At 65.2% G+C, this 20,987-nt stretch carries 17 protein-coding genes and 4 tRNA genes; all 21 read right to left on the reverse strand.

The genetic code is table 11. The features are described 5' to 3' along the window. Positions 1-15: 15 nt before the first annotated feature. Positions 16-4,257, reverse strand: a complete 4,242-nt coding sequence (rpoC, locus tag QTI45_RS18785; RefSeq protein ID WP_286371958.1) for a DNA-directed RNA polymerase subunit beta' — start codon at positions 4,255-4,257, stop codon at positions 16-18. Between the two features lie 21 nt (positions 4,258-4,278). Continuing rightward, on the reverse strand, positions 4,279-8,403 hold the full coding sequence (rpoB, locus tag QTI45_RS18790; RefSeq protein WP_286371959.1) for a DNA-directed RNA polymerase subunit beta: 4,125 nt from the start codon (positions 8,401-8,403) through the stop codon (positions 4,279-4,281). A 251-nt stretch (positions 8,404-8,654) separates the two neighbouring features. Next, complete coding sequence (gene rplL / locus QTI45_RS18795) at positions 8,655-9,029, reverse strand: 50S ribosomal protein L7/L12 (RefSeq protein WP_286371960.1); 375 nt, start codon at positions 9,027-9,029, stop codon at positions 8,655-8,657. 43 nt (positions 9,030-9,072) lie between these two features. Further along, positions 9,073-9,606, reverse strand: coding sequence for a 50S ribosomal protein L10 (rplJ, locus tag QTI45_RS18800; RefSeq protein WP_286371961.1), 534 nt, complete (start codon positions 9,604-9,606; stop codon positions 9,073-9,075). 261 nt (positions 9,607-9,867) lie between these two features. Beyond that, positions 9,868-10,566 carry a 50S ribosomal protein L1 gene (rplA, locus tag QTI45_RS18805; RefSeq protein ID WP_286371962.1) on the reverse strand — a complete coding sequence of 233 codons (699 nt, stop codon included), beginning with the start codon at positions 10,564-10,566 and terminating at the stop codon, positions 9,868-9,870. Further along, positions 10,567-10,998: a 50S ribosomal protein L11 gene (rplK, locus tag QTI45_RS18810; RefSeq protein ID WP_007831051.1), complete on the reverse strand. Its 432-nt coding sequence runs from the start codon at positions 10,996-10,998 to the stop codon at positions 10,567-10,569. It lies immediately after the preceding gene. 154 nt (positions 10,999-11,152) lie between these two features. Then, positions 11,153-11,755, reverse strand: coding sequence for a transcription termination/antitermination protein NusG (gene nusG, locus QTI45_RS18815; RefSeq protein ID WP_286371963.1), 603 nt, complete (start codon positions 11,753-11,755; stop codon positions 11,153-11,155). Beyond that, positions 11,755-12,138, reverse strand: coding sequence for a preprotein translocase subunit SecE (gene secE, locus QTI45_RS18820; protein WP_286371964.1), 384 nt, complete (start codon positions 12,136-12,138; stop codon positions 11,755-11,757). The genes nusG and secE overlap by 1 nt, the downstream gene beginning before the upstream one ends. 104 nt (positions 12,139-12,242) lie before the next feature. Then, positions 12,243-12,318: transfer RNA gene (locus tag QTI45_RS18825), tRNA-Trp, on the reverse strand. A gap of 13 nt (positions 12,319-12,331) precedes the next feature. Beyond that, entirely contained in the window at positions 12,332-13,525 is a 1,194-nt protein-coding gene (tuf, locus tag QTI45_RS18830) for an elongation factor Tu (protein WP_286370942.1), read from the reverse strand. 74 nt (positions 13,526-13,599) lie between these two features. After that, positions 13,600-13,674 (reverse strand) — tRNA-Thr (locus QTI45_RS18835). A 39-nt stretch (positions 13,675-13,713) separates the two neighbouring features. Next, a tRNA-Gly gene (locus QTI45_RS18840) sits at positions 13,714-13,787 on the reverse strand. A 66-nt stretch (positions 13,788-13,853) separates the two neighbouring features. Next, a tRNA-Tyr gene (locus QTI45_RS18845) sits at positions 13,854-13,939 on the reverse strand. A gap of 95 nt (positions 13,940-14,034) precedes the next feature. Next, the gene (locus QTI45_RS18850; protein ID WP_286371965.1) at positions 14,035-14,766 is read right to left on the reverse strand and encodes a uracil-DNA glycosylase; all 732 of its coding nucleotides are present in this window, start codon (positions 14,764-14,766) and stop codon (positions 14,035-14,037) included. Continuing rightward, entirely contained in the window at positions 14,763-15,563 is an 801-nt protein-coding gene (trpC, locus tag QTI45_RS18855; protein ID WP_286655509.1) for an indole-3-glycerol phosphate synthase TrpC, read from the reverse strand. Before trpC ends, QTI45_RS18850 begins: the two co-directional genes overlap by 4 nt. Positions 15,564-15,576: 13 nt before the next feature. Then, on the reverse strand, positions 15,577-16,602 hold the full coding sequence (gene trpD / locus QTI45_RS18860) for an anthranilate phosphoribosyltransferase (protein WP_286655510.1): 1,026 nt from the start codon (positions 16,600-16,602) through the stop codon (positions 15,577-15,579). Positions 16,603-16,615: 13 nt separating this feature from the next. Beyond that, positions 16,616-17,272, reverse strand: coding sequence for a LysE family translocator (locus QTI45_RS18865; RefSeq protein WP_286655511.1), 657 nt, complete (start codon positions 17,270-17,272; stop codon positions 16,616-16,618). After that, entirely contained in the window at positions 17,265-18,323 is a 1,059-nt protein-coding gene (ltaE, locus tag QTI45_RS18870; RefSeq protein ID WP_286655512.1) for a low-specificity L-threonine aldolase, read from the reverse strand. Before ltaE ends, QTI45_RS18865 begins: the two co-directional genes overlap by 8 nt. Before the next feature lie 5 nt (positions 18,324-18,328). Continuing rightward, positions 18,329-18,913: an anthranilate synthase component II gene (locus QTI45_RS18875; protein WP_286655513.1), complete on the reverse strand. Its 585-nt coding sequence runs from the start codon at positions 18,911-18,913 to the stop codon at positions 18,329-18,331. After that, positions 18,910-19,296, reverse strand: coding sequence for a GxxExxY protein (locus tag QTI45_RS18880; RefSeq protein ID WP_286655514.1), 387 nt, complete (start codon positions 19,294-19,296; stop codon positions 18,910-18,912). The genes QTI45_RS18875 and QTI45_RS18880 overlap by 4 nt, the downstream gene beginning before the upstream one ends. Beyond that, entirely contained in the window at positions 19,296-20,798 is a 1,503-nt protein-coding gene (gene trpE / locus QTI45_RS18885; protein WP_286655515.1) for an anthranilate synthase component I, read from the reverse strand. The genes QTI45_RS18880 and trpE overlap by 1 nt, the downstream gene beginning before the upstream one ends. Positions 20,799-20,987 lie beyond the last annotated feature (189 nt).

Consider the following 20,987-nt stretch of genomic DNA (forward strand, 5'->3'; position numbering starts at 1 on the left):
CGGAATGCTAACCAGTTATTCGCTGGCTGCACCTTCGCTGGCATCGACCGTGGTCGTGGTGGCTTCCTCGGTCGTGCTGCCGGCACCGGCCAGCTCGGCCGCTTCCGACTCGGCGATCGCGCGGCGCTCGGCCTCGTCCATCGCGTCCTTGACCTTGCGTGCCTGGTGGTACGCCATGCCGGTGCCCGCGGGAATCAGGCGGCCGACGATGACGTTTTCCTTCAGGCCGCGCAGTTCGTCGCGCTTGCCCATGATCGCGGCTTCGGTCAGCACGCGCGTCGTTTCCTGGAACGATGCGGCGCTGATGAAGCTGTCGGTCGAGAGCGATGCCTTCGTGATACCCAGCAGCAGGTTGGTGAACGTGGCGGGGATCTTGCCAGCGGCGCGCAGGGCGTCGTTGGTGTTGAGCATCTCGCTGCGTTCGACCTGTTCACCGGCGATGTAGTTGGTGTCGCCGACGTTCTCGACCACGACCCGGCGCAGCATCTGGCGAACGATCACCTCGATGTGCTTGTCGTTGATCTTCACGCCTTGCAAGCGGTACACGTCCTGCACTTCGTCCACGATGTAGCGCGCCAGTTCTTCCGAACCCAGCAGACGAAGGATGTCCTGCGGGTCCGCCGGACCGTCGACCACGCTCTCGCCCTTGTTCACCACCTGGCCTTCGTGCACCAGGATGTTCTTTTCCTTCGGCACGAGGTCTTCCCAGACGGTGCCTTCGGGGTCGGTGATCTGCAGGCGGATCTTGCCCTTGGTCTCCTTGCCGAACGACACGGTACCGGTCATCTCGGCCAGCATGCCCTTGTCCTTCGGCGAACGGGCTTCGAACAGCTCGGCCACGCGCGGCAGACCGCCGGTGATGTCGCGGGTCTTCTGGCCTTCGACCGGAATCCGCGCCAGCACTTCGCCGGGGCCCACGTCCTGGCCGTCACGCACCTGCACCAGCGCGCCGATCGGGAAGCCGATCGTCACCGAGTGATCGGTGCCGGGGATCTTGACCTCGGCGCCCGAGGCGTCGATCAGCTTCACTTGCGGACGCACGACCTTGGCAGCGCCGCGGCGCTTCGGGTCGATCACGACCAGGGTCGACAGGCCGGTGACTTCGTCCACCTGCTTGGCGACCGTGAGGCCTTCCTCGACGTTCTCGAACTTCGTCTTGCCGGCGAATTCCGTGATGATCGGGCGGGTCAGCGGGTCCCAGTTGGCGAGCACGTGGCCGGCCTTGATGGTCTGGTCGGCCTTCACTGCCAGGATGGCGCCGTACGGCACCTTGTGGCGTTCGCGCTCGCGGCCGTGCTCGTCATGGATGACGATTTCGCCCGAACGCGAGATCACGACCAGCTCGCCCTTGCTGTTGGTCACGTAGCGCATCGTGGCGTTGAAGCCGATCGAACCGTTCGACTTGGCTTCGACGCTCGAGGCCACCGCCGCACGCGACGCCGCACCACCGATGTGGAAGGTCCGCATCGTCAGCTGCGTGCCGGGTTCGCCGATCGACTGGGCGGCGATCACGCCGACCGCTTCGCCGTTGTTGACCAGGCCGCCGCGGCCGAGGTCGCGGCCGTAGCACTTGGCGCAGATGCCGAAGCGCGTGGCGCAGGTCAGCGCCGTGCGCACCTTGACTTCGTCGACGCCGTCGGCTTCGAGCGATTCGATCAGGTCTTCGTCGAGCATGTCGCCGGCGTTGGCCAGCACCGCACGCGTTTCCGGATGCAGCACGTCCTCGGCCGCGGTACGGCCCAGGATGCGGTCGCGCAGCGATTCGATCACTTCACCGCCTTCGACGATCGCGCGCATCACGGCACCGTCGTGGGTTCCGCAATCCTGCTCGATCACGACCAGATCCTGCGTCACGTCGACCAGGCGGCGCGTCAGGTAACCCGAGTTCGCGGTCTTCAGCGCCGTGTCGGCCAGACCCTTTCGGGCACCGTGGGTGGAGATGAAGTACTCCAGCACGTTCAGGCCTTCGCGGAAGTTCGCCGTGATGGGCGTCTCGATGATCGAGCCGTCCGGCTTGGCCATCAGGCCCCGCATGCCGGCCACCTGGCGGATCTGCGCGGCGGAACCGCGAGCGCCCGAGTCGGCCATCATGTAGATCGAGTTGAACGACTCCTGCTCGACTTCCTTGCCGTGGCGGTCGGTGACGGTCTGCTTCGACAGCTTGGCCATCATGACCTTCGACACTTCGTCGCCGGCCTTGCCCCAGATGTCGACCACCTTGTTGTAGCGCTCGCCGGAGGTCACGAGACCGGAGACGTACTGCTGCTCGATCTCCTTCACTTCCTTGGCCGAGCGGTCGATGATGCCGTGCTTTTCAGCGGGCACCAGCATGTCGTCGATCGCGATCGAGATACCGGCCTTGGTCGCCAGGCGGAAGCCGTTCTGCAGCAGCTTGTCGGCGAACACGACGGTCTCTTTCAGGCCGCACTTGCGGAACGAGACGTTGATGAGCTTGGAGATCTCCTTCTTCTTCAGCGCCTTGTTGATGTTCGAGAACGGCAGGCCCTTCGGCAGGATCTCGGACAGCAGCGCACGGCCCACGGTCGTGTCCACCAGCGAGGTCGACGGCGTGAACTCGCCCGTTTCCTTGTCCTTGGTGTACTCGGTGATGCGGACCGCCACCTTGGCGGTGAGCTCGACCACGTTGGCGTCGAGCGCGCGCTGGACTTCGCCGATGTCGGAGAAGACCAGGCCTTCGCCCTTGGCGTTGATGCGGTCGCGGGTCGTGTAGTACAGACCCAGCACCACGTCTTGCGACGGCACGATCGACGGTTCGCCGGAAGCCGGGAACAGCACGTTGTTGGAGGCCAGCATCAGGGTGCGGGCTTCCATCTGTGCTTCGACCGACAGCGGCACGTGGACGGCCATCTGGTCACCGTCGAAGTCGGCGTTGAAGGCCGCGCAGACCAGCGGGTGCAGCTGGATCGCCTTGCCTTCGATCAGGATCGGTTCGAAGGCCTGGATGCCCAGACGGTGCAGCGTAGGCGCACGGTTCAGCATCACCGGGTGTTCCTTGATCACTTCTTCAAGGATGTCCCAGACCACCGGCGTGCCGGATTCCACTTCCTTCTTGGCCGCCTTGATGGTGGTCGCGATGCCCATGGCTTCGAGGCGCGAGAAGATGAAGGGCTTGAACAGCTCGAGCGCCATCAGCTTCGGCAGGCCGCACTGGTGCAGCTTGAGCGTCGGGCCCACCACGATGACCGAACGGCCCGAGTAGTCGACGCGCTTGCCCAGCAGATTCTGGCGGAAGCGGCCGCTCTTGCCCTTGATCATGTCGGCCAGCGACTTCAGTGCGCGCTTGTTGGCGCCCGTCATGGCCTTGCCGCGACGGCCGTTGTCCAGCAGCGAGTCGACCGCCTCTTGCAGCATCCGCTTCTCGTTGCGCGCGATGATTTCCGGCGCCTTCAGTTCGAGCAAGCGGCGCAGGCGCGAGTTGCGGTTGATGACGCGGCGGTACAGGTCGTTCAGGTCGGAGGTCGCGAAGCGGCCGCCGTCCAGCGGCACCAGCGGACGCAGGTCCGGCGGCAGCACGGGCAGCACTTCGAGCACCATCCAGTTGGGCTTGATGCCCGACTTGCGGAAGGCTTCCAGCACCTTGAGGCGCTTGGAGTTCTTCTTGACCTTGACTTCGGAGCCGGTCAGGTCGCCGCGCAGCTTCTCGATCTCGCTGTCGATCTCGATGCCTTCGAGCAGGTCCTTGATGCCTTCGGCGCCCATCTTGGCGACGAACTCATCGCCGTATTCCTTGCGCTTCGCGTCGTAGTCGTCCTCGGACATGATGCCGAACTTCTTCAGCGGGGTCATGCCGGGGTCGGTGATCACGTAGGCTTCGAAGTACAGCACGCGTTCGATGTCGCGCAGGGTCATGTCGAGCACCAGGCCCAGACGCGACGGCAGCGACTTCAGGAACCAGATGTGGGCGCAGGGCGCGGCCAGGTCGATGTGACCCATGCGCTCGCGACGCACCTTGGTCTGCGTGACTTCGACGCCGCACTTCTCGCAGATCACGCCGCGGTGCTTCAGGCGCTTGTACTTGCCGCACAGGCACTCGTAGTCCTTGATCGGGCCGAAGATCTTGGCGCAGAAGAGACCGTCGCGCTCGGGCTTGAAGGTGCGGTAGTTGATCGTCTCGGGCTTCTTCACTTCGCCGAAGGACCACGAACGGATCTTCTCGGGCGAAGCCATGCCGATGCGGATGGCATCGAAATGCTCGTCCGGCGTGAATTGCTTGAACAGGTCGAGTAGCGATTTCATAAGACTCTTTCCCTTTTCAAATTAAGAACGCTCGAGCTCGATGTCGAGCCCCAGCGAACGAATTTCCTTGACCAGCACGTTGAACGATTCCGGCATGCCGGCTTCGATCGAGTGTTCGCCCTTGACGATGCTCTCGTAGACCTTGGTACGGCCCACCACGTCGTCGGACTTGACCGTGAGCATTTCCTGCAGCACGTAGGCGGCGCCGTAGGCTTCCAGTGCCCACACTTCCATTTCACCGAAGCGCTGGCCGCCGAACTGGGCCTTGCCGCCCAGCGGTTGCTGCGTGACCAGCGAGTACGGGCCGGTCGAGCGGGCGTGCATCTTGTCGTCCACCAGATGGTGCAGCTTCAAGAAGTGCATGTAGCCGACGGTGACCGGACGCTCGAACTGGTCGCCGGTGCGTCCGTCGTACAGGTAGGCCTGGGTGCGGGTATCGGTCAGGCCCTTCAGCTTGGCGATCTCGTCCGGGTAGGCGAGCTTCAGCATGCCGCGGATCTCGTCTTCCGAGGCGCCGTCGAACACCGGCGTGGCGAAGGTCGCGCCGCTCGACAGGTTGGCCGCCATCTCGAGCACGTCGGAGTCGCTCAGCTTGCCGAGGTCTTCCTTGCGGCCCGAGCCGTTGTACATCTCTTCGAGGAACTTGCGCAGCTCGGCCACCTTGGCCTCTTGCTGCAGCAGGTCGCCGATGCGCTGGCCGATGCCCTTGCCGGCCCAGCCCAGATGCACTTCGAGCACCTGCCCGACGTTCATCCGCGAGGGCACGCCCAGCGGGTTCAGGCAGATGTCGCAGGGCGTGCCGTCGGCCATGTGGGGCATGTCTTCGACCGGAACGATCTTCGACACCACACCCTTGTTGCCGTGGCGGCCGGCCATCTTGTCGCCGGGCTGCAGGCGGCGCTTGACGGCCAGGTAGACCTTGACCATCTTCAGCACGCCCGCGGGCAGCTCGTCGCCCTGCGTGAGCTTCTTGCGCTTTTCCTCGAACGCGAGGTCGAAGCTGTGGCGGGTCTGCTCGAGCGAGTTCTTGATCGATTCGAGCTGGGTCGCCACTTCGTCTTCCGCCGGGCGGATGTCGAACCAGTGGAACTTCTCGATCGACGACAGGTAAGCCTTGTCGAGCTTGGTGCCCTTGGCCAGCTTGTTCGGGCCGCCGTTGGCGACACGGCCGGTCAGCAGCTTCTCGATCCGGTCGAAGGCGTCGGCCTCGACGATCCGCAGCTGGTCGTTCAGGTCGAGGCGGAAGCGCTTCAGCTCATCGTCGATGATCTGCTGGGCGCGCTTGTCGCGCGTGATGCCTTCGCGGGTGAACACCTGGACGTCGATGACGGTGCCTTGCGAGCCCTGGTCGACGCGCAGCGAGGTGTCCTTCACGTCGGAAGCCTTCTCGCCGAAGATCGCGCGCAGCAGCTTCTCTTCAGGCGTCAGCGTGGTCTCGCCCTTCGGCGTGACCTTGCCCACCAGCGTGTCGCCCGGCTGCACTTCGGCGCCGACGTAGATGATCCCGGATTCGTCCAGGCGGTTGAGCTGCTGCTCGGCCAGGTTCGGGATGTCGCGCGTGATTTCCTCGGCACCCAGCTTGGTGTCGCGGGCCATCACCACCAGTTCCTCGATGTGGATCGAGGTGTAGCGGTCTTCGGCGACCACGCGTTCGGAGATCAGGATCGAGTCTTCGAAGTTGTAGCCGTTCCAGGGCATGAAGCCGATCAGCATGTTCTGGCCGAGCGCGAGCTCGCCCAGGTCGGTCGACGCACCGTCGGCCACGACGTCGCCCTTGGCGATCTTGTCGCCGCGCTTGACGATCGGACGCTGATGGATGTTCGTGTTCTGGTTCGAACGCTGATACTTGATCAGGTTGTAGATGTCGACGCCGACTTCACCGGCCGTGGCTTCGGCGTCGTTGACGCGAACCACGATGCGGGTCGCATCGACGTAGTCGACGATACCGCCGCGGGTGGCCGTGACCACGGTGCCCGAGTCGACCGCGGAGACGCGCTCGATGCCGGTACCGACGAACGGCTTTTCGGGGCGCAGCACAGGCACGGCCTGACGCTGCATGTTGGCGCCCATCAACGCGCGGTTCGCATCGTCGTGCTCCAGGAAGGGCACGAGCGAAGCAGCCACCGACACGATCTGCGCCGGCGACACGTCCATGTACTGAACGCGCTCGGCGCTCACCAGGATCGATTCGCCGGTTTCACGCGCCGACACCAGGTCGCCAGTGAGCTTGCCGTCCTTGTCCAGGGCCGCATTGGCCTGGGCGATGACGTACTTGCCTTCCTCGATGGCCGACAGGTAGTCGATGTCCATCGTGACCTTGCTGTCGACCACGCGGCGGTACGGCGTCTCGATGAAGCCGTATTCGTTCAGGCGGGCATACAGGGCCAGCGAGTTGATCAGGCCGATGTTCGGGCCTTCGGGCGTTTCGATCGGGCACACGCGGCCGTAGTGGGTGACGTGCACGTCGCGCACTTCGAAGCCGGCGCGTTCGCGGGTCAGACCGCCCGGGCCCAGGGCCGAGACGCGACGCTTGTGCGTGATCTCGGACAGCGGATTGGTCTGGTCCATGAACTGCGACAGCTGCGAGGCGCCGAAGAATTCCTTCAGGGCGGCCGAGATCGGCTTGCTGTTGATCAGGTCGTGCGGCATCAGCGGCTCTTGCTCCGCTTGACCCAGACGTTCCTTCACGGCCTTCTCGATACGGGCCAGGCCGGTGCGGTACTGGTTCTCGGCCAGTTCGCCGACGCAACGTACGCGACGGTTGCCCAGGTGGTCGATGTCATCGACTTCGCCGCGGCCGTTGCGCAGGTCGACCAGGATCTTGACCACGGCCAGGATGTCCTCGTTGGTCAGCACCATCGGGCCGGTCGATTCGTCGCGGCCGACCTTGGCGTTGAACTTCATGCGGCCGACGCGCGACAGGTCGTACGTGTCGGGGTTGTAGAACAGGCGCTGGAACAAGGCCTGCACCGCGTCTTCCGTCGGCGGCTCGCCGGGGCGCATCATGCGGTAGATGGCGACGCGGGCAGCGAATTCGTCCACCGTTTCGTCGATGCGGAGCGTCTGCGAGATGTAGGCGCCCTGGTCGAGTTCGTTGGTGTAGATCGCTTGCACGTCCTGCACGCCAGCGGTGCGCAGCTTCTTCAGCAGCGCTTCGGTCAGCTCGTCGTTGGCCTTGGCCAGGATCTCGCCCGAATCGGGGTCGATGATGTTGCGGGCCACGACACGGCCGACCAGGAAGTCTTCCGGCACGCTGATGTGCGTGGTTTCGGACTGCTCCAGCTCGCGCGTGTGGCGGGCCGTGACGCGCTTGTCCTTGGCGACCACGACCTTGCCGGCCTTGTCGGTGATGTCGAAGCGCGCGACTTCGCCGCGCAGGCGCTCGGAGACGAACTCCATCTGCGCGCCGCTGTCCATCAGGCGGAAGTTGTCGTTGACGAAGAAGTTCGCGAGGATCGATTCCGGGTTCAGGCCGATGGCCTTCAGCAGGATCGTGACCGGCATCTTGCGGCGACGGTCGACGCGGAAGTACAGCATGTCCTTCGGGTCGAACTCGAAGTCGAGCCACGAGCCGCGGTAGGGAATCACGCGGGCCGAGAACAGCAGCTTGCCCGAGCTGTGGGTCTTGCCCTTGTCGTGCTCGAAGAACACGCCCGGCGAACGGTGCAGCTGCGACACGATGACGCGCTCGGTGCCGTTGATGATGAACGAGCCCTTGTCGGTCATGAGCGGCACTTCGCCCATGTAGACCTCTTGCTCCTTGACTTCCTTGACCACCTTCGACTGCGAGGTCGACGACTCGCGGTCATAGATGATCAGCTGGACCTTGGCACGCACGGCCGAGGCGAAGGTGAGACCACGGGTCTGGCATTCGCGGACGTCGAAGGCGGGTTTCGCGAGGTTGTACTCGAGGAACTTCATCTCGACGAAACCGTTGTGCGAGACGATAGGGAACGCTGCGTCGAACGCGGCCTGGAGGCCTTCCACGGTCCGTTTCTGGGGCGCGATGCCGGCTTGCAGGAACGCGGTGTAGGCGTCCTTCTGCATCTGCAGCAGGTAGGGGATTTCGACGACGCTGTCGCGGTTACCGAAATTCTTTCGGATGCGCTTGCGTTCGGTGTAACTGTACGTGGACGTTTGGGCCATGAGAGCTCCGGAGCTTGAGATCTTCAGCGACGTGGTGAGGTGCGCGAGCACCACTCTCCTTGGCGGCTGGCCACTACCAGCCCTGGCGGACGGCGATGCGTTGCACATCGCCCGAACCAAGGGGGTCTTCTGCAGTCGGGGTCAGAAGACACTCAAAAAACCGCGCTGCTGCGGGGGCTTTTGGGTGCGCTCTGAAAGCGGCAAAGGCTGGAGGCGCCTCGCGGCACCTCCAGCCCTTCAGGGGGACTGAATTACTTCAGTTCCACCTTGGCGCCAGCTTCTTCCAGCTTCTTCTTGGCGGCTTCGGCGTCAGCCTTCGACAGGCCTTCCTTGACGGCCTTGGGAGCGGCTTCGACCAGGTCCTTGGCTTCCTTGAGGCCCAGGCCAGTGATTTCGCGCACGGCCTTGATCGCCGACACCTTGTTCGCGCCAGCTTCCATCAGCATGACGTTGAACTCGGTTTGCTCTTCGACCGCTGCAGCAGCGGCGCCACCGGCGGCTGCGGGAGCCGACATGGCTGCGGCGCTCACGCCGAACTTCTCTTCGATGGCCTTGACCAGGTCGTTGAGTTCCAGGACCGTCATGCTGTCGAGCGCGGTCAGAAATGCGTCTTTATCGAATGCCATTTTTGTTTCCTAACAATTGGGTTGAATGTTTCAAACGCAAGGCTCAGGCGGCCTGCGCTTCTGCGGCGGGAGCTTCCGCCGGTGCTTCGCCGCCACCGCGCTTCTCGGCCAGCGCCGCGAGCACGCGGGCGGTACGAGAGATCGGGGATTGCATCAAGCCCAGCAATTGCGCCAGCAGCACTTCCTTGGAAGGGATGTTGGCCAGTTGCTTCACGCCTTCGACGTCCAGGGCCTTGCCACCGAATGCGCCACCGCGAATCACCAACTTGTCGTTGGTCTTCGCGAAATCGGCCACCACCTTGGCGGCGGCCACAGCGTCTTCGGAGAAGCCATAGATCAGCGGGCCGGTCATCTGGTCGCCGACGATCTCAAACGCGCTACCAGCGACAGCACGGCGTGCCAGCGTGTTCTTCAACACGCTGAGGGTCACACCCTTGCTGCGTGCATCGGTACGCAGTTTGGTCATATCGGCCACCGTGATGCCACGGTATTCCGCCATCACGAGCGTTTGAGCTTTTGCGGCGAGGCTGGTCACATCACTGATGACCGCTTCTTTCTCACTGCGATTCAGACTCAAGGTCTACTCCTTTTCAATGCGATCCTGGGCGGGAGCCTCGGATCGCGCTTCATGCAGCGACCAACTGTTCGGAACAAAAACACAAATTCCTTGCAGTGGGGTCGCCATCTGCGCTGGCTGCCCGGCAAAGGCCGGGTGATTAAGTGCAGGCGACCTGCACACCAGCGGTCTTGGATGGCTCGAGGCAACCTGAAAAGCTGCCCCGACCCACCACATCCGCCTCACCGTTCGACCGGCGAGGCAAATCTCATATCAACGCTCTCAGCTCGCGGCGATGGTCTGCAGGTCCACGCGGACACCCACACCCATCGTCGAGGACACAGCCACCTTGCGCAGGTAGAGGCCCTTGCTCGAGGCCGGCTTGGCCTTGACCAGTGCTTCGACCAGCGCTGCCAGGTTGCCCTGCAGCTTGTCGGTGTCGAACGAACGACGGCCGATCGTGCCGTGAATGATGCCGGCCTTGTCGACGCGGAACTGGACCTGGCCAGCCTTGGCGTTCTTGACGGCGGTCGCGACGTCGGGCGTCACGGTGCCGACCTTCGGGTTGGGCATCAGGCCGCGCGGGCCGAGGATCTGGCCCAGCGTACCGACCACGCGCATCGCGTCCGGTGCGGCGATCACGACGTCGAAGGGCATGTCGCCAGCCTTCACCATCGCTGCCAGGTCGTCCATGCCGACGATGTCGGCGCCGGCGGCCTTGGCTTCTTCAGCCTTGGCGCCCTGGGCGAACACGGCCACGCGCTTGGTCTTGCCGGTGCCGTTGGGCAGCACGACGGCGCCACGCACGACCTGGTCCGACTTCTTCGCGTCGATGCCGAGCTGCACCGCGACGTCGATGGATTCATCGAACTTGGCGGTGGCGGCCTCCTTCACGAGACCGATCGCATCGGCCAGCGGGTACAGCTTGTTGCTGTCGACCTTGCCTGCGAGGGCTTTTTGCTTCTTGGTGACCTTGGTCATTTACACGCCCTCCACATTCACGCCCATCGAGCGGGCCGAGCCGGCGATGGTGCGAACTGCCGCGTCCAGATCGGCTGCGGTCAGGTCCTTCATCTTGGCCTTGGCGATTTCCTCGAGCTGTGCGCGAGTGATCTTGCCGACCTTGTCCGTGTGCGGACGTGCGGAACCCTTCTCGAGCTTGATGGCCTTCTTGATCAAGGTGATCGCCGGCGGCGTCTTGATGATGAAGGTGAAGCTCTTGTCGGCGAACGCGGTGATGACCACCGGCAGCGGCAGGCCCGGCTCGACGCCTTGGGTCTGCGCGTTGAACGCCTTGCAGAATTCCATGATGTTCAAACCGCGCTGGCCCAGAGCGGGACCGATGGGCGGTGACGGATTGGCCTTACCAGCTGGCACTTGCAGCTTGATGAAGCCGACGATTTTTTTCGCCATGCTTTTCTCCTTGCGGGTGATGACGCCTGGGCTTTTGCGGGCCTGGGCTCCCCGGGGTTAAACGACTCTTCTCAATTCAAGCCTGCACCGAGTCGAGGGGGCGCAGACCACACAAGTACAAGGCCAGGGCACCTGGCCTTGTTATCCTCTCGCCTCAGGTCTTTTCGACCTGAGCGAATTCGAGTTCGACGGGCGTCGCGCGGCCGAAGATCATGACCGACACGCGCACCTTGCTCTTCTCGTAATTGACTTCCTCGACCGTGCCGTTGAAGTCCGTAAACGGGCCTTCCTTGACGCGCACGAACTCGCCGACGATGAACTCCACCTTGTGGCGGGGCTTCTCGGTGCCTTGCTGCATCTGGCTCACGATGTCCTCGACTTCCTTCTGGGAAATCGGGGCCGGGCGGTTCTTGGCGCCACCGACGAAACCGGTCACCTTGTTGGTGTGCTTCACCAGGTGCCAGCTCTCGTCGTCCATGATCATCTCGACCAGCACGTAGCCCGGGAAGAAGCGGCGCTCGGTGGTGCGCTTCTGGCCGTTCTTGATCTCGACCACCTCTTCGGTCGGCACCAGGATGCGGCCGAACTTGCTCTGCATGCCGGCGCGGTTGATGCGCTCGAGGATGTTGCGCTCGACGGCCTTTTCCATGCCGGAATAGGCGTGCACCACGTACCAGCGCAGATCCGGGTTGGCGGCGGGCGCCAGCAGCGGATTGATTTCCGGCGTGGCTTCTGCTTCGACGGCTTCGTCAGTCATTATTTTCTCCAGCCCAGAATGAGGTCGAAAAACACCCATTCGAGCGTCTTGTCGGTGAGCCAAAGGAAGATGGACATGATCGCCACGAAGGCGAACACGTAAGCCGTCATCTGGATCGTTTCCTTGCGGGTCGGCCAGACGACCTTCTTGACCTCGCGCCACGAATCGCGGCCGAAGGCCCACAGCTGCCGGCCGCTCTCGGAGCTGGCAAAGGCACCCACGGCGGCAGCCAGGCCCACCAGCAAGGCGATCCACTGCACCACGGCGCCTTGGCGCGCGAGCAGATAGAACGCCACGATGGCGCCCACCGCCAGCACGACGGCCATCGCCAGCTTGGCTTTGTCCGCGTTGGTGCTCACGGTTTCGATTTGAGAAGTGGCCATCTTGGGCTATGTTCCTGCGGCCTTGCGGCCTTCAAATTCAATGCGTCGTCTCAGACGCCGAAGCCCGTCAGGACGTGACGGGCTTGTTTTGCGGGCCACCTAGGTGGCAGGGGCAGTAGGAATCGAACCTACAACCTTCGGTTTTGGAGACCGACGCTCTGCCAATTGAGCTATACCCCTGTGGAATCCCTGATCAGATGTCGAGGATCTTCGCCACGACGCCCGAACCCACGGTGCGGCCGCCTTCACGGATGGCGAAGCGCAGGCCTTCTTCCATCGCGATCGGGTTGATCAGCTTGACCGTGATCGACACGTTGTCGCCCGGCATGACCATTTCCTTGTCCTTGGGCAGCTCGATCGCGCCGGTGACGTCGGTCGTGCGGAAGTAGAACTGCGGACGGTAGTTGTTGAAGAACGGCGTGTGACGGCCGCCCTCGTCCTTCGACAGAACGTACACCTCGGCGGTGAAGTGCGTGTGCGGCTTGATCGAGCCCGGCTTGCACAGGACTTGGCCACGCTCGACTTCTTCGCGCTTCGTGCCGCGCAGCAGCACGCCCACGTTGTCGCCCGCTTGACCTTGGTCCAGCAGCTTGCGGAACATTTCCACGCCGGTGCAGGTGGTCTTGACCGTCGGGCGGATGCCCACGATTTCGATTTCTTCACCGACCTTGATCACGCCGCGTTCGACCGCGCCTGTCACCACCGTGCCGCGGCCCGAGATCGAGAACACATCTTCGACCGGCATCAGGAAGGTACCGTCCACGGCGCGCTCGGGCGTCGGGATGTAGGTGTCCAGCGCTTCGGCCAGCTTCATGATGGCTTGTTCGCCCAGGGGACCCTTGTCGCCTTCGAGAGCGAGCTTGGCCGAGCCATGGATGATCGGGGTGTCGTCGCCAGGGAACTCGTACTTGTCGAGGAGTTCGCGAACTTCCATTTCGACCAGCTCGAGCAGTTCGGCGTCGTCGACCATGTCGCACTTGTTCAGGAACACGATGATGTAGCCCACGCCCACCTGGCGCGCCAGCAGGATGTGCTCGCGGGTCTGGGGCATCGGGCCGTCGGCGGCCGAGCACACCAGAATCGCGCCGTCCATCTGGGCGGCGCCGGTGATCATGTTCTTCACGTAGTCGGCGTGGCCGGGGCAGTCGACGTGTGCGTAGTGGCGGTTGGCCGTTTCGTACTCGACGTGCGCGGTGTTGATCGTGATGCCGCGCGCCTTTTCTTCAGGAGCCGCGTCGATCTGGTCGTAGGCCTTCGCTTCGCCGCCGAACTTGGCCGACAGCACGGTGGCGATCGCCGCCGTCAGCGTCGTCTTGCCATGGTCCACGTGACCGATCGTGCCCACGTTGACGTGCGGCTTCGTGCGGGTGAATTTTCCTTTTGCCATTTTCTCGACTCCGAAAAATAACTAGATCAACACACTGACATGGGGTTGCAACCGGCCGGCTGCAACCCCAAAACTGGTGCCCATTGCGGGAATCGGACCCGCGACCTCTCCCTTACCAAGGGAGTGCTCTACCACTGAGCCAAATGGGCGATATCAAAAAACCTGCGCTTCACGCTGACCTGGACCTCTGGAGCGGGAGACGGGAATCGAACCCGCGTCATTAGCTTGGAAGGCTAGGGTTCTACCATTGAACTACTCCCGCATCGTGGCACCCATCCGGGATGCCGCAACGGTCACAGTCAAGCGCTCTGCAAAATCCATTTTTCGCTGGTGGAGAGGGCTGGATTCGAACCAGCGTACTCGTAAGAGGGCAGATTTACAGTCTGCTGCCATTAACCACTCGGCCACCTCTCCGGCGAACCTCGGAATATAGCACGAGTTTCGGGGTTGGTCGATCACAACCCGTCTACTCGGGCCGTTTCCCGAGAGCCTTAGATTCTCGCACGAAATCAGCCGCCTTCTGGCTCGGACCCCAACGATTCCGCCTCGCGCCAGGCGCGAGCCTGGCCGAAATGCCCGCAGCCGATGAAGGGCAGCGGGGGCCGCAGGGCCGACAACGGGGACGGATGGTTGGCGACCAGGACTTTGTGACGACTTGTATCTATCAGGGCGCGCTTGCTCTGGGCGTGAGCGCCCCACAGCATGAAGAGCACCGGGCGCTCGCGCTCCGCCACGTGGCGGATCACCGCATCGGTCAGGACTTCCCAGCCGCGGCCCGAATGGCTGGCCGCCTGCCCCTCTTCCACCGTCAGGCAGGTGTTGAGCAGCAGCACGCCGTGCGTGGCCCACTTCGCCAGGCTGCCGCCGGGGTTCGGAAAGGCCGGCGGTGGGGTGCCGAGGTCGCGCTCGAGTTCCTTGAAGATGTTGCGCAGCGAGGGCGGCAAGGGCACGCCCGGCGCGACCGAGAAAGCCAGGCCTTCGGCCTGCCCGCGGCCGTGGTACGGGTCCTGGCCGAGGATCACGACGCGGACGTCCTCGGGCGGCGTCAGTTCGAGGGCGCGCAGCGGCTTGGGCGGGAAGATGACGGCGCCGGCGTCGAGCCGCTCGCGCAGATAGCCCCGCAGCTTGGCGCCGACCGGAGCGGCGAAGAACGGGTCCACCAGCGGCTGCCAGCCCGCGGCGACCGGCCAGTCGGCAGGGTCCGCGGACAACAATTGGTCGGGCGGCCGGGCAATGCTCATCTGAATAGCTCGGCCAACGCCTCGCCCGGCTCGTCGGCCCGCATGAAGGCCTCGCCCACCAGGAAGGCATGGACACCAGCGGCGCGCAGCCTGGCGACTTCGTCGCGGGTCGAGATGCCCGATTCGGTCACCAGCAAGCGGTCGGCCGGCACTTTCGGCAGCAGGTCGAGCGTGGTCTGAACCGAGACCTCGAAGGTGCGCAGGTTGCGGTTGTTGACGCCAATCAGCGGCGTGCGCAGCTTCAACGCGCGATCGACCTCGTCGCCGTCGTGCGCCTCGACCAGCACCGCCATCCCGAGCCCGGCCGCGATCGCCTCGTAGTCGCGCATCTGGGCATCGTCGAGGCAGGAGACGATCAGCAGGATGGCGTCTGCGCCCATCGCCCGCGATTCGTAGATCTGATAGGGGTCGACGATGAAATCCTTGCGCAGCACCGGCAGGTCGCAGGAGGCGCGCGCCTGCTTCAGGTAGTCGACGCCGCCCTGGAAGAACTGGCGGTCGGTGAGTACCGACAGGCAGGCGGCGCTTACCTCGCCGTCGCCTTCGGCGTAGCTCTGGGCGATGTCGGCCGGAATGAAGTCGGCGCGCAGCACGCCCTTGCTCGGGCTGGCCTTCTTGACCTCGGCGATGACGGCGGCCGCGCCGGCGGCGATCTTGGCGCGCAGCGCGCCGACGAAGTCGCGCGTCAGCACGCGGCTCTCGGCATCGAAGCGCACCGCCTCGAGCGGACTTCGCTTCTTGGCCGCGGCGATCTCCTCGCGCTTGACGGCGACGATCTTGTCCAAAGTGTTCGACATCTGTTCTTCCTCCTCAGGCGGCCCCGGTGGCAGCGGCGAATTCGGCCAGCTTGGCCTTGGCCGCCCCGGAGTCGAGCGCGGCCCGGGCCCGCTCGACGCCGGCGGCGATCGAGTCGCTGACGTTGGCCGCGTACAGCGCCGCGGCGGCGTTCAGCACGACGATGTCGCGCGCCGGGCCCGGCTGGTTGTCGAGCACGTCCAGCAGCATCGCCTTCGACTGTTCAGGCGTCTCCACGCGCAGGCTGCGGTTGCTCGACATCGAGAAGCCGAAGTCCTCGGGGTGCAGCTCGTACTCGCGCACCTCGCCGTCCTTCAGTTCGCCGACCATGGTGGCGGCGCCGAGCGAGACCTCGTCCATGCCGTCGCGGCCATAGACCACCAGCGCATGCTCGGCGCCCAGGCGCTGCAGCGCGCGCACCTGGATGCCGACCAGGTCGGGGTGGAACACGCCCATCAGGATGTTCGGCGCGCCGGCCGGATTGGTCAGCGGACCGAGGATGTTGAAGATGGTCTTGATGCCGAGTTCCTTGCGCACCGGGGCCACGTTCTTCATCGCCGGATGGTGGTTCGGCGCGAACATGAAGCCGATGCCGACATCGGCGATGCACTTGGCGATCTGCTCGGGCTTCAGGTTGATGTTGATGCCCAGCGACTCGAGCACGTCGGCGCTGCCGGACTTGCTGCTGACGCTGCGCCCGCCATGCTTGCTGACCTTGGCGCCCGCCGCCGCGGCGACGAACATCGTGCAGGTCGAGATGTTGAAGGTGTGGGAGCCGTCGCCGCCGGTGCCGACGATGTCGACCAGGTTCGTGGTGTCCGCCACCGGCACCTTGGTCGCGACCTCGCGCATCACCTGCGCGGCAGCGGTGATCTCGCCGATGGTTTCCTTCTTGACGCGCAGGCCGGTGATCAGTGCCGCCATCATCACGGGCGAGCATTCGCCGCTCATGATGAGGCGCACGATGTGCAGCATCTCGTCGTGGAACACCTCGCGGTGCTCGACAGTGCGCTGCAGGGCTTCCTGGGGAGTGATGGCCATGGTGCTTGTCTCTCTAGTGGATGGCTGGCGGCGCCAGCGGTGAATCGGAAAGCGCGAGGCGAAGGCCGAAGCCTACGAACAGCGCGCCGGCGCCGCGCTGCAGCCAGTGCATGCCGCGCTGCACCAGGCCGACGCGGCGCGCGGTCCAGCCGGCCGCCAGCGCCCACGCAACGTTGACGAAGATCGCGTTGAAGTTGAACAGCACGCCGAGCAGGAAGAAGGCCAGCGCCTTGTCGTCGGTGCCGGGCGCGATGAACTGCGGCACGAAGGCCAGGAAGAACAGCGCCACCTTGGGGTTCAGGGCATTGGTCCAGAAGCCGCCGAGGAACACGCTCTTCGCGTTCGCCGGGACGGCCGCGGCCAGGGCCGGCGCGGCGCCCGAAGGCCGGGAAAACAGCATCCGCACGCCGACCCACAGCAGGTAGGCGGCGCCGACCCACTTGAGCACGGTGAAGGCGGTGCTGGAGGCGGCCATCAGTGCGCTCAGGCCCAGCGCCGCGGCGATGATGTGGACGAAGCAGCCGGCGGTGATGCCGAAGCCCGCCAGGATGCCGGCTCGCGCGCCCGAGCGCAGCGAATGGCTCACGATGTAGAGCACGTCGGGCCCCGGCGTGAGGTTCAGCAGCAGTCCGGCGGCGACGAACAGCAGCAGGGAATGGGCGTCAGGCACGGAAGAAGCTCCGGATCGCGCCGATCGCGCGGTCGATGCCGGCAGCGTCGACGTCCAGGTGGGTGGCGAAGCGCAGCCGGTAGAGGCCGGTGGCGAGCACGCCGTGTTCCTTCAGGTGGGCCAGCAGCTCGCCGGAGCGCGAGCGCGCCGCGCCCGTCAGGTCGACGAACAGCAGATTGGTCTGCGGCAGCTCGACCTGCAGGCCGTCGATGCCTTGCAGGCCTTGGGCCAGGCGCTGTGCCAGCGCATGGTCGTCGGCCAGGCGATCGACGTGGTGTTCGAGCGCATGGGAAGCGGCCGCGGCCAGCAGTCCGGCCTGGCGCATGCCGCCGCCCGCCATCTTGCGGATGCGGTGGGCGCGCGCAATGAACTCGCGCGAGCCGCACAGGGCCGAGCCGACCGGCGCGCCCAGGCCCTTGCTGAAGCAGACCGACACGCTGTCGAAGCAGCCGGCGATCCGCCGCGCCTCGTCGCGCACCGCCGTGCCGAGCGCGGCCGCCTGCGCGGTGGCGGCGTTGAAGAGCCGGGCGCCATCGAGGTGGCGCGCCAGCCCCTTGCCCTGCGCGAGTTGCGTGGCCTGCTCCACGTAGGCGAAAGGCAGCAGCTTGCCGCCCAGCGTGTTCTCGAGCGCCAGCAGCCGGGTGCGCGCAAAGTGGGCGTCGTCGGGCTTGATGGCGGCCTCGATCGCGTCCAGCGCCAGCGTGCCGTCGGGCTGGTTGTCGAGCGGCTGCGGCTGCACGCTGCCGAACACCGCCGCGCCGCCGCCTTCCCAGCGGTAGCAGTGCGCCTGCTGGCCGACGATGTACTCGTCGCCGCGCTGGCAGTGCGAGAGGATCGCGCACAGGTTGCTCTGCGTGCCGGTGGGCACGAACAGCGCCGCCTCGAAGCCCAGCAGCTCGGCGATCTGGCGCTGCAGCGCGTTGACGCTGGGGTCGTCGGCGAAGACGTCGTCGCCGAGCGGCGCCGCGAGCATGGCGGCGCGCATGGCGTCGGTCGGCTGGGTCACGGTGTCGCTGCGCAGGTCGACGACCTTGGACGAGGGATGGCTCATTGGCGTCACTCCAGGAAGTTCTTGAGCATCGCGTGGCCATGCTCGGTGAGGATCGATTCAGGGTGGAATTGCACGCCTTCGACGCGCACCGCATGGGCGAAGCCGGTGTGGCGCACGCCCATGATCTCGCCGTCGTCGGTCCAGGCGGTGAGCGCGAGCGTCTCGGGGCAGCTTTGGCGCTCGATCGCCAGCGAGTGATAGCGGTTGACGCTGAACTTCTCGGGCAGGCCGGCGAAGACGCCTTCACGGGTGGTCGTGATCTCGCTGGTCTTGCCGTGCATCAGCTGCTGGGCACGGATGATCTTGCCGCCGAAGGCAGCGCCGATCGCCTGGTGCCCGAGGCAGACGCCCAGAATCGGCAACTTGCCCGCGAAGGCCTGGATCGCCGCCACCGAGACGCCGGCCTCGGCCGGTGAGCACGGCCCCGGCGAGACCACCAGCCGGTCGACACCGCCGGCGATGCGCTCCTGCAGGCCCTCGAGCGTGATCTCGTCGTTGCGATGCACCTCGACCTCGGCGCCGAGCTCGCCGAAATACTGCACCAGGTTGTAGGTGAAGCTGTCGTAGTTGTCGATCATCAGGAGCTTCATGGCTTGACTCCGATCCGGTGCACGCCCTTCACCACCGGGAACACGTTGAAGTTGATCAGGAGGCCCAGCCTGAGCCCCGACAGCCGCACGGCCGCCTGGGCCTGCGCGCGGTGCAGGTCGGTCAGCGCATCGACCGCCCTGAGCTCGACCACCACCGACTGCTCGACCACGAAGGCGGCGCGGCAGACTTCGCCCAGCGAACGGCCCTTGTAGCTGGCCGCCACGGGCACGTCGCGCTGGAAACCGATCTCGCGCTCGGCGAGTTCGATCTCGAGCGCGGCCGCGTAGACCGCTTCGGGCAGGCCGGTGCCCAGCACCCGCTGCACCTCGACCGCGGCGCCGATGATCTCGTGGGAGAAGTCGTTGTTGTTCTCGTCGCTCATCATTCCAACCCTTCTTCGACCAACTCGGCAGCGCGCAGCAGCGCCCGCGCCTTGGCCTCGGTCTCTTTCCATTCGAGTTCGGGCACCGAGTCGGCCACCACGCCGGCCGCGGCCTGCACGTGCAGCATCTGGTCCTTGACGATGCCGGTGCGGATCGCGATCGCGACGTCCATGTCGCCGGCATAGCTGATGTAGCCGCAGGCGCCGCCGTAGAGGCCGCGCTTGGTCGGCTCGAGCTGGTCGATCAGCTCCATCGCATGCACCTTGGGCGCGCCCGTGAGGGTGCCGGCCGGGAAGGTGGCCTTGAGCACGTCGATCGCGGTCATGCCGTCCTTGAGCGTGCCTTCGACGTTGCTGACGATGTGCATCACGTGGCTGTAGCGCTCGACCGCGAAGGCCTCGGTCACCTTCACCGTGCCGGTCTTGGCGATGCGGCCGATGTCGTTGCGCGCCAGGTCGATCAGCATCACGTGCTCGGCACGCTCCTTGGGGTCGTTGATCAACTCGACCTCGGCCGCGCGGTCGAGCTCGGGCGAGGCGCCGCGCGGCCGGGTGCCGGCCAGCGGGCGGATCGTGATCTTCTGCTCGCCCTCGCCGGTGTGCTCCTGCCGCACCAGGATCTCGGGCGAGGCGCCCACCACGTGGAAGTCGCCCAGGTGGTAGTAGTACATGTAGGGCGACGGGTTGAGCGAACGCAGCGCCCGGTACAGCGACAGCGGCGACTCGGTGTAGCGCTTGCTGATGCGCTGGCCGACCTGCACCTGCATGAAGTCGCCGGCCGCGATCAGCTCCTTGGCGCGCTCGACCGCCGCCAGGTAGTCGGCCTTGGCAAAGCTGCGCTGCGCCGGGTGCGCCTGGCTGGCCTTCACCTGCGGCGCGCTGACCGAGTACTTGAGCTGGTCGCGCAGTTCGCGCAGCCGGCGCTTGGCATTGGCATAGGCCTCGGGCTGCGCCGGGTCGGCATAGACGATCAGGTAGAGCTTGCCCGAGAGGTTGTCGATCACCGCCAGCTCCTCGCACTGCAGCAGCAGGATGTCGGGGCAGCCCAGGGTGTCGGGGGGGCAGCTCTTCTCGAGCTTCTTCTCGATATGGCGCACGGTGTCGTAGCCGAAGTAGCCGGCCAGGCCGCCGCAGAAGCGCGGCAGGCCCGGACGCAGCGCCACCTTGAAGCGCTGTTGGTAGGCCGCAACGAAATCGAGCGGGTTGCCATGGGCTTTTTCCACGACTTTGCCGTCCGTTACAACCTCGGTCAGGGCGTCGGCGCCGAAGCCGCTGGCCCGCAGCAGCGTGCGCGCCGGCAGGCCGATGAAGCTGTAGCGGCCGAAGCGCTCGCCGCCCACCACCGATTCGAGCAGGAAGCTGTGCTTGCCGCTGTCCTTGGTGTAGGCCAGCTTGAGATAGAGGGAAAGAGGCGTTTCGAGGTCGGCAAAGGCCTCGACCATCAGCGGGATGCGGTTGTAGCCCTGCGCGCTGAGGCTCTTGAATTCGAGTTCGGTGATCACGGGTGGGGTCTCCGTCGGCCAGCGGACGCTTCGATGGTCGCTGGCGGGGTCATTCTGGTTGGCCGGTTCAGGTGAACTGAAGGCCGCGGGCGCACGGCGTGCGCCGTGCAATCAAACAGGCAACGACGATGGCGTGCGCCAAGGCCAGGCTCCCCGGCTGCCTTGACCTGTCTGAGTGACGTGATGAAT

It is taken from the genome of Variovorax saccharolyticus (assembly GCF_030316765.1).
GTDB classification, from domain to species: domain Bacteria; phylum Pseudomonadota; class Gammaproteobacteria; order Burkholderiales; family Burkholderiaceae_C; genus Variovorax; species Variovorax saccharolyticus.